This window comes from Streptomyces sp. NPDC001027 (assembly GCF_040299045.1).
In the GTDB taxonomy this organism is placed as follows: Bacteria; Actinomycetota; Actinomycetes; order Streptomycetales; family Streptomycetaceae; genus Streptomyces.
The window spans coordinates 28,886-44,771 of record NZ_JBEPBI010000022.1 but is presented as its reverse complement, the minus strand read 5'-3'; the positions used below and the strand labels follow the sequence as shown (position 1 = coordinate 44,771).

12 protein-coding genes and 1 pseudogene are annotated in these 15,886 nt (G+C 73.2%); 5 read left to right on the top strand and 8 right to left on the bottom strand.

The window, feature by feature from the left end; genetic code table 11:
• Positions 1-99: 99 nt before the first annotated feature.
• Positions 100-900, bottom strand: a complete 801-nt coding sequence (locus tag ABT300_RS09835; protein ID WP_351673756.1) for a crotonase/enoyl-CoA hydratase family protein — start codon at positions 898-900, stop codon at positions 100-102.
• A 177-nt stretch (positions 901-1,077) separates the two neighbouring features.
• Here ABT300_RS09835 and ABT300_RS09830 point away from each other — a divergent pair, with 177 nt between their 5' ends.
• A complete protein-coding gene (locus tag ABT300_RS09830; RefSeq protein ID WP_351673755.1) occupies positions 1,078-2,682 on the top strand; it encodes an acyl-CoA synthetase in 1,605 nt (534 codons plus the stop codon).
• A gap of 132 nt (positions 2,683-2,814) precedes the next feature.
• The gene (paaK, locus tag ABT300_RS09825; RefSeq protein ID WP_351673754.1) at positions 2,815-4,113 is read left to right on the top strand and encodes a phenylacetate--CoA ligase PaaK; all 1,299 of its coding nucleotides are present in this window, start codon (positions 2,815-2,817) and stop codon (positions 4,111-4,113) included.
• 15 nt (positions 4,114-4,128) lie between these two features.
• On the opposite strand, the gene ABT300_RS09820 is transcribed toward paaK, so the two are convergent.
• The 4 genes from ABT300_RS09820 to ABT300_RS09805 all read right to left on the bottom strand — a co-directional run bounded on the left by ABT300_RS09820 (position 4,129) and on the right by ABT300_RS09805 (position 10,327).
• Positions 4,129-5,625, bottom strand: coding sequence for an acyl-CoA synthetase (locus tag ABT300_RS09820; protein ID WP_351673753.1), 1,497 nt, complete (start codon positions 5,623-5,625; stop codon positions 4,129-4,131).
• Between the two features lie 217 nt (positions 5,626-5,842).
• Positions 5,843-7,396 carry an acyl-CoA synthetase gene (locus ABT300_RS09815; RefSeq protein WP_351673752.1) on the bottom strand — a complete coding sequence of 518 codons (1,554 nt, stop codon included), beginning with the start codon at positions 7,394-7,396 and terminating at the stop codon, positions 5,843-5,845.
• Positions 7,393-8,502 (bottom strand): NAD(P)H-dependent flavin oxidoreductase, encoded by a 1,110-nt coding sequence (locus tag ABT300_RS09810; protein WP_351673751.1) that lies wholly within the window; start codon positions 8,500-8,502, stop codon positions 7,393-7,395. The genes ABT300_RS09815 and ABT300_RS09810 overlap by 4 nt, the downstream gene beginning before the upstream one ends.
• Before the next feature lie 202 nt (positions 8,503-8,704).
• A complete protein-coding gene (locus ABT300_RS09805; RefSeq protein WP_351673750.1) occupies positions 8,705-10,327 on the bottom strand; it encodes a phytoene desaturase family protein in 1,623 nt (540 codons plus the stop codon).
• 169 nt (positions 10,328-10,496) lie between these two features.
• Here ABT300_RS09805 and ABT300_RS09800 point away from each other — a divergent pair, with 169 nt between their 5' ends.
• Positions 10,497-11,387: an NUDIX hydrolase gene (locus tag ABT300_RS09800; RefSeq protein WP_351673749.1), complete on the top strand. Its 891-nt coding sequence runs from the start codon at positions 10,497-10,499 to the stop codon at positions 11,385-11,387.
• A gap of 80 nt (positions 11,388-11,467) precedes the next feature.
• On the opposite strand, the pseudogene ABT300_RS09795 reads toward ABT300_RS09800, so the two are convergent.
• Positions 11,468-12,559: pseudogene (locus ABT300_RS09795) on the bottom strand (serine/threonine-protein kinase); the annotation flags it as partial.
• Between the two features lie 54 nt (positions 12,560-12,613).
• Entirely contained in the window at positions 12,614-13,459 is an 846-nt protein-coding gene (locus ABT300_RS09790) for an oxygenase MpaB family protein (protein ID WP_351673748.1), read from the bottom strand.
• Positions 13,460-13,767: 308 nt separating this feature from the next.
• On the opposite strand from ABT300_RS09790, the gene ABT300_RS09785 reads away from it, so the two are divergent.
• Positions 13,768-14,637, top strand: a complete 870-nt coding sequence (locus ABT300_RS09785; RefSeq protein WP_351673747.1) for a universal stress protein — start codon at positions 13,768-13,770, stop codon at positions 14,635-14,637.
• 99 nt (positions 14,638-14,736) lie between these two features.
• Positions 14,737-15,171, top strand: a complete 435-nt coding sequence (locus ABT300_RS09780) for a pyridoxamine 5'-phosphate oxidase family protein (RefSeq protein ID WP_351673746.1) — start codon at positions 14,737-14,739, stop codon at positions 15,169-15,171.
• Between the two features lie 84 nt (positions 15,172-15,255).
• On the opposite strand, the gene ABT300_RS09775 is transcribed toward ABT300_RS09780, so the two are convergent.
• Positions 15,256-15,834, bottom strand: a complete 579-nt coding sequence (locus ABT300_RS09775) for a TetR/AcrR family transcriptional regulator (RefSeq protein ID WP_351673745.1) — start codon at positions 15,832-15,834, stop codon at positions 15,256-15,258.
• Positions 15,835-15,886: the final 52 nt, after the last annotated feature.

Below are 15,886 nucleotides of genomic sequence, written 5' to 3'. Positions count from 1 at the left end.
GGAGCGCCCCGAAGGGGGCGCGGGGAACTGCGCGGCCAGCCGCAACGGACCCGCAGTAGGTGGCGAACTGCGCTTACCGCCCTCTCGCCCGGCGGAGCGTCACGTGCGTCGGTAGACCGGCGCCCGTTTCTCCGCGAAGGCACGGGCGCCCTCCTTCGCGTCGTCGGTGTCGAACACCGGCCAGCCGCGCGCCAGTTCGGCGACCAGCCCGTCGGCCTCGGTCAGCTCGGCGGCCTCGTACACGGACGCCTTCACGGCCTCCACGGCGAGCGGCGCGCAGGCGTTGACGCGTTCGGCGATCTCCAGGGCCGTCTCGAGCGCGGCGCCGTCGGGCACGACGTGTCCGATCAGGCCGACGTCGGCTGCTTCCCGGGCGCTGTAGGGCCGGCCGGTGAGCAGCATCTCCAGGGCGTGGGTGCGCGGGATCTGCCGCGGCAGACGGACCGTGGACCCGCCGATCGGGAACAGGCCGCGCCTGACCTCGAAGAGGCCGAAGGTGGCGGACTCCCCCGCGACGCGGATGTCGGTGCCCTGGAGCATCTCGGTGCCGCCCGCCACGCAGTGGCCCTCGACGGCGGCGATCACCGGCTTGCGGGGGCGGTGGTGGCGCAGCATCGCCTTCCAGTGCAGGTCCGGGTCGGCCTTGAGGCGGTCGCGGTGCTGCTCGCCCTCCATGCCCTTGCCGGCGAGCGCCTTGAGGTCCATGCCGGCGCAGAAGCAGCCGCCGGCGCCGGTGAGGACGACCGATCGGACCGAGTCGTCCGCGTCGGCCTCGAGCCAGCCGTCGTACAGGCCGACGAGCATGCCGATCGAGAGCGCGTTCTTGGCCTTTGGCCTGTTGAGCGTGAGCACCAGTGTGGCGCCCTCGCGCCGCACGGTGAGGTGTTCGGTACCGCCCATCTCAGATCTCCCCTCGGAAAGAACGAGAACAGGTTGCAGGAGGCGTGATGGCACTTCAAGGGTTTTCTGACAGTCAGTCAGATTTCTTGTCCGGAGCCCTTCCCACTTGCCGCGCCCTTTGCTCTGATGACCGGCGAACCGTCTGGGAGCCAGGCCGTCGCGAGGTCAGGAGGAACGGTGGAGTACAACCTTGCCGACCTGTTCGAGTCCGTCGTGGACGTGGCGGCCGAGCGTGAGGCGCTCGTCCACGTCGACCACCCGGGCTCGGGCGCGCAACGCCGACTGACGTACGCGGAGCTGGACGCCGCGGCCAACCGCATCGGCCACCACCTCCTCGACAGCGGGATCCGCCCCGGCGAGCACCTCGGCCTGCACCTGTACAACGGCGTCGAGTACCTGCAGACGGTGCTGGGCTGCCTCAAGGCCCGGATCGTGCCGGTCAACGTCAACTACCGGTACGTCGAGGAGGAGCTGGTCTATCTCTACCGGGACGCCGATCTGGCCGCGCTCGTGTTCGACGCGGAGTTCACCGACCGGGTGGCGGCCGCGCTGCCGCAGGCTCCGGCGCTGCGGCATCTGATACGGGTCGGGCCGGCGGGCGAGGGGGTCGTGTCCTTCACGGACGCCGAGGCGGGCGGCTCCCCCGGACGCGGCTTCCCGGCCCGCTCGGGGGACGACCAGTTCATCATCTACACGGGTGGCACGACCGGCATGCCCAAGGGCGTGATGTGGCGTCAGGAGGACCTGTTCTTCGCGGGCCTCGGGGGCGGGGCGCCGACCGGGGAGCCGGTGAAGAAGCCGGAGGAGCTCGCCGAGCGGGTCGCCGCGGGCGGCTTCGGGATCACCTTCTTCCCCACTCCCCCGCTGATGCACGGCACGTCGACCCTCACCGCTTTCATCGGCTTCAACTTCGGCCAACGGGTCGTGCTGCACAGCAAGTTCGTGCCCGAGGAGGTGCTGCGCACCATCGCCGAGGAGAAGGTCAACGCCATCTCCCTGGTCGGCGACGCCATGCTGCGGCCGCTGATCGACGCGCTCGAGGGTCCGATGCGGGGCACGGACTGCTCGTCCGTGTTCAGCGTCTCCTCGTCCGGGGCCATCATGTCGGACACGGTCCGCCGGCAGTTCCGGGCCCTGATGCCGAACGCGACGCTGCTCAACAACTTCGGCTCCTCCGAGTCCGGCTTCAACGGCACGGCCACGGAGGACTCGGGCCCCGAGCGCGGCTTCCGCGTCCGGGTCAACTCCCGTACCCGCGTGGTCGATCCGGCCACTAAGGAGGTGGTCGCGCCGGGCGAGATCGGCCGGGTCGCCCAGTGCGGCCACGTACCCCTCGGCTACTACAACGACCCGGTGAAGACCGCCGAGACGTTCTTCGAGAAGGACGGCGAGCGCTGGGTCCTGCTCGGTGACATGGCGACGGTCGACGAGGCGGGCGTGGTCGTCGTGCTCGGCCGCGGCTCGCAGTGCATCAACACCGGCGGCGAGAAGGTGTACCCCGAGGAGGTCGAGCAGGCGCTGAAGGCGCATCCGGACGTGTACGACGCCCTGGTGGCCGGGGTGCCGGACGCGACGTGGGGCGCCCGCGTGGCGGCGGTGGTCCAGGTGCGGCGGGGCGCCCCGCCCCTGTCCCTGGAGGACATCCAGACCCACTGCCGCACCCGCCTGGCCGGCTACAAGATCCCGCGTCGGCTGGTGCTCACCGAGTCCATCCGGCGCTCCCCGAGCGGGAAGGCGGACTACCGGTGGGCGCGGGAGGCGGCGGTGGCGGAGAACTCCTGAACGCGATCCGCGGGCAAAACCCGTAGCCGAACTCTTGCCTGAGGGCCTCGGTCCTGGATTACTGATCCCGAGGAAGATCGACCGAATGATCGGTCGCCCTTTTTGGCACGATTCTGGTGAGGGAGACCCTCGATGGCCGACACGGGGAACACGCTGGACGACGGCGAGCGCCTCACCGAGGACGCCCTGCGCGCGCGGCAGCTGGAGCGTCTGCGCGCCTCACTGCGTCACGCGTACACCGGCGTGCCCTTCTACCGCGAGGCCTTCGACAAGGCGGGCGTCCACCCGGACGACTGCCGCGACCTCGCCGACCTGGCCCGCTTCCCGTTCACCGGCAAGGCCGACCTGCGCGCGCACTACCCGTACGGCATGTTCGCCGTCCCCAGGGAGCGCATCCGCCGCATCCACGCCTCCAGCGGCACCACGGGCCGCCCGACGGTGGTCGGCTACACGGACGCCGACCTGTCCCTGTGGGCGGATCTGGTGGCCCGTTCGATCCGTGCGGCGGGCGGCAGGCCGGGCGACACGGTCCATGTGGCGTACGGCTACGGCCTGTTCACCGGAGGCCTCGGCGCGCACTACGGCGCCGAACGCCTCGGCTGCACGGTGATCCCGGCCTCCGGCGGCATGACGTCCCGTCAGGTACAGCTGATCCAGGATCTCGAGCCCCGGGTCATCATGGTGACCCCGTCCTACATGCTGACCCTGCTGGACGAGTTCGAGCGGCAGGGCGTCGATCCGCGCGCCACCTCGCTGCGGGTGGGGATCTTCGGCGCCGAGCCCTGGACCGAGCGGATGCGGCAGGAGATCGAGCAACGGTTCGCGATCGACGCGGTCGACATCTACGGACTGTCGGAGGTGATCGGGCCCGGGGTGGCGCAGGAGTGCGTGGAGACCAAGGACGGGCTCCACGTCTGGGAGGACCACTTCTATCCCGAGGTGGTCGACCCGATCACCGGCGAGGTCCTGCCGGACGGCGAGGAGGGCGAGTTGGTGTTCACCTCGCTCACCAAGGAGGCCATGCCGATCGTCCGGTACCGCACCCGGGACCTGACACGGCTGCTGCCGGGCACGGCCCGCGTCTTCCGCCGCATGGCGAAGGTGACCGGCCGCAGCGACGACATGGTCATCCTGCGCGGCGTGAACCTCTTCCCCACCCAGATCGAGGAGATCGTGCTGCGCACTGCGGCCGTCGCGCCCCACTTCCAGCTCCGGCTGACCCGTGAGGGCCGCCTCGACGCCCTCACGATCCGCGCGGAGGCCCGCCGCGACGCCACGCCCGCCGACCGCGACTCGGCCGCCCGGGCCATCGCGGCCGCGGTGAAGGACGGCATCGGCGTGTCCGCTGCCGTGGAGATCGTCGACCCGGAGTCGTTGGAGCGGTCGGTGGGCAAGATCAGGCGGATCGTGGACCTGCGGCCCCGTGAGTGACGAGGGCCGCGCGGCTCACGAGCCGAACCGCTCGCGCAGCTCCCGCTTGAGGATCTTCCCGCTGGCGTTGCGCGGGAGTCCGTCGACGAAGAGCACCCGTTTGGGGACCTTGAACGACGGGAGCCTCTCCCGTGCGTGCGCGATGAGCTCCTCCTCGGTCACCTCGCCGCGCGCGACCACCACCGCGGTCACCGCCTCGATCCACTTCTCGTCGGGCAGCCCGATCACGGCCGTCTCCGCGACGGCGTCGTGGGCGTACAGGACGTCCTCGACCTGGCGTGAGGCGACCAGTACGCCACCGGTGTCGATGACGTCCTTCACCCGGTCGACGATCGTGAAGTAGCCGTGGGCGTCGCGCACGGCGAGGTCCCCGGAGCGGAACCAGCCGTCACGGAAGGCCGCGGCGGTCTCCTCGGGCTTGTCCCAGTAGCCCTCGCACAGCTGCGGGGAGCGGTAGACGATCTCGCCGGGCGTCCCGTCGGGCACCTCCGCGCCGTCCTCGTCGACGACCCGGGCGTCCACGAACAGCACCGTGCGCCCGCAGGAGTCCAGGCGCCCCTTGTGCTCGTCGGGGGCGAGGACGGTGGCGAGCGGACCGATCTCGCTCTGCCCGAAGCAGTTGTAGAAGCCGAGCTTCGGCAGGCGTGCGCGCAGCCGCTCCAGGACGGGCACCGGCATGACCGACGCGCCGTAGTACGCCTTGCGCAGGCCGCTCAGGTCACGCTCGTCGAAGTCGGGGCGGCCCGCGAGTGCGATCCACACGGTCGGCGGCGCGAACAGGCTGTCGACGCGGTCCGCCTCGATCAGGTCGAGGAGAAGGTCGCCCTCGGGGGCGTCCAGCACGAGGTTGGTCGCGCCGACCGCGAGGTAGGGCAGCAGGAACACGTGCATCTGCGCCGAGTGGTACAGCGGCAGGGCGTGCGCGGGACGGTCGCCGGCGCTCAGGTCGAGGGCGGCGATGGCGCTCAGGTACTCGTGCACCAGGGCGCGGTGCGTCATCATCGCGCCCTTGGGCAGGGCCGTCGTGCCGGAGGTGTAGAGCAGCTGCACCAGGTCCTCGGGGCGCGGCTCGGGACCGTCGTACGGGTCGGCCGCGGGCAGCAGGGCCAGCAGCGAGTCGTCGGCGTCGCGCAGGGCCCGGGCGCGCACGCCGTCCGGGAGTCGGGCCGCGAGGTCGGGATCGGCGAGCACCAGCGCGCTGCCCGACTGGCGGAGCACGTACGCCAGGTCGTCGCCGGTCAGGTTCTGGTTCACGGGGACGTGGACCAGGCCGGCGCGGGCGCAGGCGAGGAAGGCGATGAGGTAGGCGTCGGAGTTGTGGCCGTAGGCCCCGACCCGGTCGCCGGGGGCGAGGCCGGCGCCGAGCAGGACGCTCGCCGCGCGCGAGACGGCCTCGTCGAGCTCCTCGTAGGTCCAGGTGCGGTCGCGGTACTCGATCGCGACGCGCGCCGGGGTGCGGCGGGCGCTGCGCCGCAGCACCCCGTCGACCGTGCTGCCGTGTCCGGGCGTCATGACCATGATCCTCGGGTGAGGGCCGGGGCAGGTCAAGTCGCCGTGTCGGGACCGGGACCGGTCGGGCCGCTCCCGACGCCGGCGCCGCAGGCCCGGCCCGAGCGCTCCTGCCGGCCGGCACGGGCCCGGACCGCCGCGCACTGCGGCCGGGCCGTCGCCGAGCGGCCGGGCCGGGCCCTCGTCGAAGGGGCGTCGACGTGCCGTTGGCCGTCCGTGGTCATACGGGGCGCGTCCGACCCTCCCAGTACGGCTCCCGCAGCCGCCGCTTGTACAGCTTGCCGTTGGGATCGCGGGGCATCTCGGCGAGGAAGTCGATGCTCCTGGGCCGTTTGTAGCCGGCCAGCCGGTCGGCGCAGTGGTCGAGGAGCGCGGCGGCGAGGGCGGGTCCCGGCTCATGGCCGGCCGCCGGTTCGACGACGGCCTTCACCTGCTCGCCCCAGTCGTCGTGCGGGATGCCGAAGACGGCGGCGTCGGCGACGGCCGGGTGGGCGAGCAGGACGGACTCGATCTCGGCGGGGTAGACGTTGACGCCGCCGGAGATGATCATGTCGATCTTGCGGTCGCGGAGGAACAGGTAGCCGTCCTCGTCGAGCACGCCGAGGTCACCGACGGTGAAGAAGTCGCCGATGCGGTTCTTGCGGGTCTTGTCCTCGTCCTTGTGGTAGGCGAAGCCGCCGGTCGTCATCCTCATGTACACGGTGCCGAGTTCACCGGCCGGCAGCCGTTCGCCGTCGTCGTCGAAGACCGCCAGCTCGCTGATGGGCCACGCCTTTCCGACCGTGCCGGGCTTCTTCAGCCAGTCCCCCGCGGTGGCGAACGCGCCGCCGCCCTCGCTGGCCGCGTAGTACTCCTCGACCGAGTGGCCCCACCAGTCGATCATCGCCCGTTTCACATGGTCGGGGCAGGGCGCGGCGCCGTGGATGGCGTGCCGCATCGACGACACGTCGTAGCGCGCCCGCACCTCCTCGGGGAGGGCGAGCAGCCGGTGGAACTGGGTGGGGACCATGTGGGTGTGGGTGCAGCGGTGGCCGTCGATCAGCCGGAGCATCTCCTCGGGCGTCCACTTGTCCATCAGGACCAGTCGGTGGCCGATGTGCAGGGACGCGCCCGCGAACTGGAGCACCGCCGTGTGGTAGAGCGGCGAGCAGACGAGATGCACGTTGTCGTCGAAGGGCTTGATGCCGAAGATGCCGAGGAAGCCGCCGAGGTACGCCTCCTCGGGCGGTTTGCCGGGCAGCGGCCGCCGGATGCCGCGCGGGCGGCCCGTCGTGCCCGACGTGTAGTTCATGACCCACCCGAGGGTGCGGTCGGCGGGCGGCGAGTCGGGTTGTCCGGCGAGGAGTTCGGCGTACGGCCGGAACCCGTCGACCGCACCGACGGCGTACCGCTGACCGGCGGGCAGCGACGCCTCGTCGGCGGCGCGGCGGGCCTGGTCGGCGAACCGTTCGTGGGCCAGCAGCACCTTGGCGCCGGAGTCGGAGACGATCCAGGCGATCTCGGGACCCGTCAGGTGGTGGTTGACCGGGACGAGGTAGAACCCGGCCTGGCTGGCGGCGAGGTGGGCGGTGAAGAACTCGGCCGAGTTGGGCAGGACGACGGCGAAGGCGTCGCCGCGTTCCAGCCCGGCGGCGCGCAGACCGTGCACGAGCCGGTTGGCGGCGGCGTGCAGGCGTCCGGCGGTCCACTCCTCGCCGTCCGGGGCGGTCAGGACGACGCGGTCGGGGTCCAGGGTCGCCTGGGCCCAGAATCCCGCGGGGGGCGTGCTGGTCACTGGCCGCTCCTTCCGGCGATGCGGTTGACGCGGTCGACGGCTTGCTCGAAACCGCGGGTGAGGTCGTCGAAGACCTCCTGCACACTGCGGACCTCGTTCATCCGGCCGACGATCTGGCCGACCGGGGTGCCGAGCAGCGGGTCGACCTCGTACTTCTGGATGCGGGAGACGGCCTCGGCGACCAGCAGGCCCTGCAGGGGCATCGGGAGGGCGCCGGGGCCGTCGGGGCCGTCCCAGGCGTCGGTCCACTCGGTGCGCAGCTGGCGGGCGGGTTTGCCGGTCAGGGCGCGGGAGCGGACCGTGTCGCCGGAGCCGGCCGCGAGGAGCTTGCGGGTGAGGGCGGGCGAGTGCAGGTCGGCCTCCGCGGTGGTCAGCCAGAGCGACCCGAGCCAGACGCCCTGGGCGCCCAGCGCGAGGGCCGCGGCGATCTGCCGCCCGCTGCCGATGCCGCCCGCGGCGAGGACCGGCAGCGGAGCGACCGCGTCGACGGCCTCCGGGGTGAGCACCATGGAGGCGATCTCGCCGGTGTGGCCGCCCGCCTCGTATCCCTGGGCGACGACGATGTCGATGCCCGCGTCCTTGTGCTTGCGCGCGTGCCGGGCGCTGCCGGCGAGGGCGGCCACGAGGACGCCCCGCTCGTGGGCGCGGGCGACGACGTCGGCCGGCGGTGAGCCGAGGGCGTTCGCCAGCAGCCGGATCGGATAGTCGAAGGCGACGTCGAGCTGGCTGCGGGCGACCTGCTCCATCCAGCCGGTGATCCGCCACCCCGAGGCCTCGCCCTCGGCCAGCTCGGGCACCCCGTACGCGGCGAGGGTGTCGCGCACGAACGTGCGGTGCCCCTCGGGGATCATCGCCTCGACGTCGGCCTCGGTCACCCCTTCGACCTTCTTGGCGGGCATGACGACGTCGAGCCCGTACGGCCGGCCGTCGACGTGCGCCTCGATCCAGTCGAGGTCGCGTTTGAGGTCGTCGGGGTCGGTGTAGCGGACCGCGCCGAGCACGCCGAAGCCGCCCGCGCGGCTGATGGCCGCGGCGACTGCGGGGAACGGCGTGAAGCCGAAGACGGCGTGCTCGACTCCCAGTTGTGTGCTCAGCTCCGTCTGCATGGGCGCAGGATGCCGCAGCTACGCGGACGACGGAAGAGGTTTTCTGATAGGCCGTCAGATTCTTGCCGACCGAGGCCCGCCCGGACGGCCGCTCGGATGCCCGAGCGGGTTGCCGGATCGGATGCCGGGCCGGGCGCCTGGCCGGGCGCCGACTCGGATGCCTGGCCGACGCCTGAGCGGGCGCCGGATCTGACCGCCGTCGTCAGACTCCGGCGTGCTCCTCGAGCACCGCCATGGCGGCGTTGTGCCCCGGCACGCCGCTCACGCCGCCGCCGCGCACCGCGCCGGCCCCGCACAGGAGCACGTTGGCGTGCGGAGTCGACACCCCCCAGCGCCCCGCGCCCTCTTGGGCGTAGGGCCAGCTCAGGTCGCGGTGGAAGATGTTGCCGCCGGGCAGCCCGAGGTCGCGCTCCAGGTCGAGCGGGGTCCTCGCCTCGATGCAGGGGCGACCGTCGGCGTCCGTGGCCAGGCAGTCCGCCAGGGGCTCGGCGAGATGGGCGTCCAGCTGGGCGAGGGTCGACCGCAGCAGTTCCTCGCGCACGCCGTCGTTGTCCCGTGCGAAGAGCCGGGCGGGCGTGTGCAGTCCGAACAGCGTCAGCGTCTGATACCCCCGCTCGACCAGCTCCGGGCCGAGGATGCTCGGGTCGGTCAGGGAGTGGCAGTAGATCTCGGAGGGCGGGGCGGCGGGCAGTTCCCCGGCGGCGGCCTGGGCGTGGGCGGCCGCCAGCTGACCGTAGCCCTCGGCGATGTGGAAGGTGCCGGCGAACGCCTCCCGCGGGTCGACGGAGCTGTCCCGCAGCCTCGGCAGCCGCTTCAGCAGCATGTTCACCTTGAGCTGGGCGCCTTCGGCGGGGGCCGGCGGCGCGTCGCCGGTGAGGGCCGCGAGCGCCTGCGGCGAGGCGTTCACCAGGACGTGCCGGGCCACGGCGACGCCCTCGCCGTCGGCCGTGCGGTAGGCGACCTCCGCCGTACGGCCGTCCGTGTCGATCCGCACGGCCTCGTGGCCGGTGGCGAGGACCGCGCCCGCGTCGCGGGCGGCGGCGGCCAGCGCGTCGGTGAGCGCGCCCATGCCGCCGACGGGGACGTCCCAGGCGCCGGTGCCGCCGCCGATCACGTGGTAGAGGAAGCAGCGGTTCTGCTGGAGCGAGGGGTCGTGGGCGTCGGCGAAGGTGCCGATGACGGCGTCGGTCAGGACCACGCCGCGCACCAGGTCGTCCGCGAAGCGCTCCTCGACGGCGACGCCGATGGGCTCCTCGAACAGGGTCCGCCACGCCTCCTCGTCGTCGACGCGCGAGCGCAGCTCCTCGCGGGACGGCAGCGGCTCGGTGAGCGTGGGGAACACCCGCTGGGCGACCCGCCCGGTCATCTCGTAGAAGCGCTCCCAGGCCGCGTACTCGCGCTCGCCGCCGGTCAGCCTCGCGAACGCCTCCTGTGTGCGACGGGCGCCGCCGCCCACGAGCAGGCCGGTGGCCCGTCCGTCGCGCTCCACGGGCGTGTACGAGGAGATCGTGCGGCCCTGGACGCGGAAACGGAGCCCGAGGTCCCGCACGATCTTCTGCGGCAGCAGGCTGACCAGGTAGGAGTAGCGCGAGAGCCGTGCGTCGACCCCGGCGAACGGCCGGGTGGAGACGGCGGCGCCCCCGGTGTGGTCCAGTCGCTCCAGCACCAGCACGGACCGTCCCGCGCGCGCCAGGTAGGCGGCGGCGACCAGGCCGTTGTGCCCGCCGCCGACGACGACGGCGTCGTAGACGCGGCGTCCCCGGTGATCCCGCCGATCGTGATCGCCCTCGTGTCGCTGTCCCTGGTGTCCCTCGTGTGCGGCCATGGTTCTTCGTAACACGAGCCGATCAAGGTCGGCCAGAGGGAGCGGCAGCGGCCCGCGCTCCGGCTTGCGGCGGCGCAAGCCGCAGCACAGTCGGCGCGGTCGGCTCCCCTACGATCGTCATGGTCTCAAGTCCGTTGAGGCGCAAGCGCGTTGGATCGAGGGGGAGCCCATGACCGCCCAGACGCCCGCCACGCCCGCGGCCGAGCCCCGCAACTGCGCCGCCCTGCTGGTCAACCGGCGCGGCCAGTACCTCCTGCATCTGCGGGACGCGCACAAGCCGATCTGTGACGCGGGCCTGTGGTCGCTGCCCGGCGGGGCGTGCGAGGGCGACGAGACGCTCGAGGAGGCCGTCGCCCGCGAACTGCTGGAGGAGACGGGTCTGGTCCTCGAGGGGCTGACCCGGTACACGGTCGTCGACGGCATCCAGATCTTCCTTGGCGGCTGGGACGGCGATCCCTCGCGGCTGCCGGTCACCGAGGGCATCATGTTCGCCTTCTTCGACGCGGCGACCACCGCGCACCTGACGATGGCGCCGGGCGCCGCGCAGGTCATCGCCGATCACCTGGCAGCCCCCGTCGCGCCGACGCCCCAGCCGCCCGTACGGCGGACCGTCCTCAACGCCGTCGGCGTCCACCTCTATCTGGAACGCGACGGCGAGATCCTCCTCGGACTGCGCCACCCCGACTCGCCCTTCGCGCCCCTGCACCACCACTTCCTGGCCGGGCACTGCGAGCAGGAGTCCGCGGTGGCGTGTCTCGTCCGCGAGGCCCGGGAAGAGGCCGGACTGGAGATCGCGGCGCGGGACATCGAGCTCGCGCACGTCGTGCACGTCGCCGACTCGTCCGCCGCCCGACCGCGCCTGCAGCTCGTCTTCCGGGCCCGGCGCTGGGGCGGCGAGCCGCGGCTGCTGGAGCCGGACAAGTGCCTGAGCTGGGACTGGTGGCCGCTGGACGCGCTGCCGGAGCCGATGGTCGCCTACGCGCGCACGGCCGTCGCCGGGATCCGTGCCGGGCGGCCCTACTCGGAGCTGGGCTGGGAGTGGCAACCGGCCCCGGCGTGACGGCGGGCGCCGGCGGGGCGGGCCGGGGTCGGGCCTGTCGTCGTGCGGCGCGCGGCGGCGGTCCGGGCGCGGCCGGTTCACGGGATCTGCGCGCCGTCCGGGGTCGGGACGGCCACGAGGGTCGGCCGGGGTATCCACTCGTCGGTGAGCGCAGCACCGGCGTCCGGGCGCGCGCGCCGCGGTCCGGTGCTCACGGCAGGGTGGCCGACGGTCATGCCCCGGGTCCAGGACGGCAGGCGGGGGCCGCCGCCGTCCGCCGCACGGCGTTCGGGCGGCCTCGGCCCGGGCCGCGACGGCACGGGCGCGGTCGGGCGGCCCGGCGTGCTGCGGGCCTCGGCGAGACGCTGGACGATCTCCCGGGCGTCGTCGGGGCGCTGGGACGGCTGCTTGGCGAGCAGGTCGAGGATGATCCGGTCGAGGTGGGCCGGCAGCTCGGCGCGGTGCTCGCGCGGCGGCCGGGGCGGGGTGTCCCGGTGCCCGACGAGGATCGCCCAGGGGTCGTCCAGGTCGAACGGCGGGCGGCCGGTGGCGATCTCGTAGAGCACGCATCCCAGCGAGTACAGGTCGCTGCGCCGGTCGACCTCCTCCCCCGCGATCTGCTCCGGCGACATGTAGTGCGGGGTGCCCATGGCGATGCCGGTGCCGGTGAGCCGGGAGGTGAAGCCCACGTCGTGGCTGAGGCGGGCGATGCCGAAGTCGCAGATCTTCACGGTGCCGTCGCCGAGGCGCACGATGTTCGCCGGCTTCAGGTCGCGGTGCACGACGCCCTGCCGATGGGTGTAGTCGAGGGCGCCGGCCACCTGCTCCGCGATGTCGACGACCTCCGGCACGGGCAGCGGCCGGCGTTCGCCGTCGTCCAGCAGCTGGCACAGGTTGCGGCCGTCCAGGAGCTCCATGACGAGGAAGAGGACGCCGTCGTGGTCGCCGAAGTCATGGACGACCGTCACCCCGCGGTGCTGGAGAGCGGCGGCCACCCGCCCCTCGCGCCGGAACCGCTCGCGCAGCACGCTGCCCGACGAGGGGTCGTGGTGCGGTCCGGCCGGTTTGAGGCACTTCACGGCGACCTGCCGGCCGAGGGACTCGTCGCGGGCCCGCCACACCTCGCCCATGCCACCGCGTCCGATCCGGTCCAGCAGCCGGTACCGGCCCTGGATCAGCCTGCTCTCCGCCATGGTGTGCCGCCCCCGTCGCCTTCCTGCCCTCCCCCGAGGGTTCAGTATGGCCGCCTATCGTCGCACCTTGTACGGCGCCGGTCGGCTTTCGGGGCCCAGTCTCGCCATCGCCCGCAGGATGTGTCTGGGCGGGAGCTGCCATCGCAGACGCGCGGGAACACAGCGCAGCGCGGCGCCTGTGGCGCGCAGCCGGCGGGTGACGACGTCGGGTTCGGGGGCCGGTCTGCCGTACAGCGCGTGGGCGTACGGCGGCAGCGAGGCGTACGCCAGGTTCGCGACGCGCTGCCACAGCACCTCGCGCGCCGGGACCAGCAGGGGGTGGACGGGCGGGCGGCGCAGGAAGTCGTCGACCTCGCGGGCCTCCTCTCCCGCGGCGAGCTCGGGGAGGATCCCGTCGAAGTAGGCCGCCATCGCCGCCCGGTCGGCGGGCACGGTCTCGGGGTCGAGGCCCACCAGACGGGCGCTGACGCGGTGTTCGCCGAGGTAGCGGTCGGCGTCCTCGTCGGTGAGCGGACAGCCGGAGCGGCGCAGCACGTGCAGATACGAGTCGATCTCGGCGCAGTGCACCCACAGCAGCAGTGCGGGCTCGTCGACGCCGTACCGCTCCCCCGTCTCCGGGTCGGTCGCGGACAGCTTGCGGTGGATCCTGCGGACCCGGGCGCCCGCCTCCTCGGCCGCTTCGGCCGTGCCGTACGCCGTGGTGCCGACGAAGTCGGCGGTCCGCATCAGCCGGCCCCAGGCGTCGTGCCGGAAGTCGGAGTTCTGGGTGACGCCGCGCACGGCTCGCGGGTGCAGCGCCTGGAGGTAGAGCGCGCGGATCCCGGCGACCCACATCATCGGGTCGCTGTGCACCTGCCACGTCACGCTGCGCGGAGAGAACAGCCCCGGGTCGCCCGTCATGGCGGCAGTCTGACAGGAATCGCCGACGTGCCGGGCCTGCTCGGCGACGAAAGGCGCGCGGACCCGCCGTGGGAACGGGCCGGCTCTCCCTGCCGTCGGGCGGACGGTCCCCGGGGGGGGCCGCAGGGGGCGGTCCCCCGGCGGGCCGGGCCGTCCTCACGGGCCCACATGCGCCGCGGAGCGAACTGCGGTACTCCTCGAAGGGAGACAACGCCCCACGCCCGGCATGCCGACGATGTCGCAGCAGGCCCCATCCCGCACCCCCTCGCTCACCGTCGCATCCGGCTTCGAACGAGACGGAGGCCGCCATGCAACAGGTCGTCACCGTGGGCCTCGACGGCTCACCCGCCAGCCTCGCCGCCGCCCGCTGGGCCGCCGACGAGGCAGAGAAGCGCAAGCTGACCCTGCGGCTGCTGCACGCCTGGCCCCTCCTGGCGCCGGAACCCGCGCGGCTGCCCTCCGAGATCGACCAGAACTACTGGGCGAAGCGTCTGGTCCACACCGCGCAGGCGGAGCTGCAGACCCGCCACCCGGGCCTGACCGTCGTCGGGAGCCTGATCGCCGAGGACGCCCACGACGCCCTGCTGCACGCGGCCTCGGAGGCCGAGATGCTGGTGCTCGGTTCGCGGGGCATGGAGGCCGTCGAGAGCTACTTCATGGGCGACGTCAGCCTGCCGGTCGTGGCGCGGGCCGAGCGGCCCGTGGTCCTCGTCCGCGCGCAGCCGGCCGACGACGACCTCGCTCCCGCCCCGTCGGCCCGCGTGGTCGTGGCGCTGAAACTGCACACTCCCGGGGACGGACTGCTCGACTTCGCCTTCCACACCGCCGCGGCCCGCGGCGCTCCCCTCGTGGCCCTCCACAGCCGCAGCGTGCCGCTCCACGCACGCATGCCGTGGGGCGCCGACCACACCGTCACCGAGGAGATGACCAAGGAGGCGCGCAGGGCGCTGAGCGACGCGCTTCGCCCCTGGCAGGAGAAGTACCCGCAGGTGGAGGTCGCCGAGAGCGTCCGGCTCGCGAGTCCGGCCAAGGCGGTCGTGCGGGCCGCCGAGGGCGCGGCCCTGCTGGTCGTGGGCCGACGGGCCCACCGGCGCGGCACGGGACACCACCTCGGTCCGATCGCCCAGGCCGCCGTCCATCACGGACGCTGCCCCGTCGCCGTCGTCCCCCATGACTGAAACCGGCCCGGGCCATGTGAGTCAACGGGCGGCCCGGCAGCCGTCGTGAAGGGCCGCTCGGCCCTATGCCCCTGCCCCCGGCGGGGAGACGATGGGCGAATGCTCCACGACGACGGCTTTCGCGGACTCGACCGGCAGGAGTGCCTGCGGCTGCTCCCGCACGTCCCGGTCGGCCGTGTCGTCTACACCCGGCACGCGCTGCCCGCGGTCCTTCCGGTGAACTTCTCCCTGGACGCGGACGACTGCGTGGTGCTGTGCACGGGACGGGGCTCGGACCTGGTCCGCGCCATCGACGGCGTCGTGGTCGCGTTCGAGGCGGACGACTTCGACGTCGAGACCCGGTGCGCCTGGAGTGTGACGGTCACCGGACGGGCGAGCGTGGTGACCGAGCCCGCGGAGCACGACCGGCTGTCACGGTCCGGCCCCCGCTCGTGGGCGCCGATACACGACCCGGTGTTCGTACGGATCGAACCCGGGATGATCTCCGGACGCGAACTGGGGGGCGGTCTGCCGCTGCGCCGCCTGTCCGCCTGAGCAGGGCCCGACACCGCCGCGGGGCGTTCCAGGAGGGCCCGGGCCCCCGGCCGCGTGCCCGCCGGGAGGGTGCGTCGGACCGGGTCAGAGCACGGCCAGTCGCTCCACCAGCAGCTCCACCCTCCGTGCGGCGTCCTCCGGCAGCAGCCGTCCCGCCCGGCTCAGCGTCGCGAGGCCGTGCAGGGACGCCCAGAAGACCTCGGTGAACAGCCCCGGGGCGACGCCGTCCCCGGCGACCTCGGCCAGGCTCTCCAGCAGCGCGGCGAAGGCGTCCTTGAGAGGCTGCGGGGTGTCCTCCTGCGCGTACGGCAGGCCGCCGTCGAGCTGGAAGAGGGCGTCGTAGACCGCCGGGTTGCCCGCGGCGAAGTCGAGGTAGGCACCGGCGAGCGCGGCGACCCGCTCACGCGGGCCGTCCGCGGCGGAGGTCGCCGCGCGCACCGCCGCGGCCAGCTCGGCGGCGCCTTCGAGGGCGACGGCGCCGATGATCTCCCGCTTGCCGCGGAAGTGGCTGTAGAGCACGGGCTGGCTGTACTCGATGCGCTCGGCGAGCCGGCGGGTGGTGACCGCGTCCCAGCCCTGTTGCTCGGCGAGTTCACGGGCCGTCGCCACGATGAGGCGCTCGCGCTCCGCCCGTTCGCGCTGCTTGCGTTCCTGTACCGACATGATTCGACCCTAGCACCGCTAGACAGGCGAGCGGCAGCAGTACTAGCGTTGC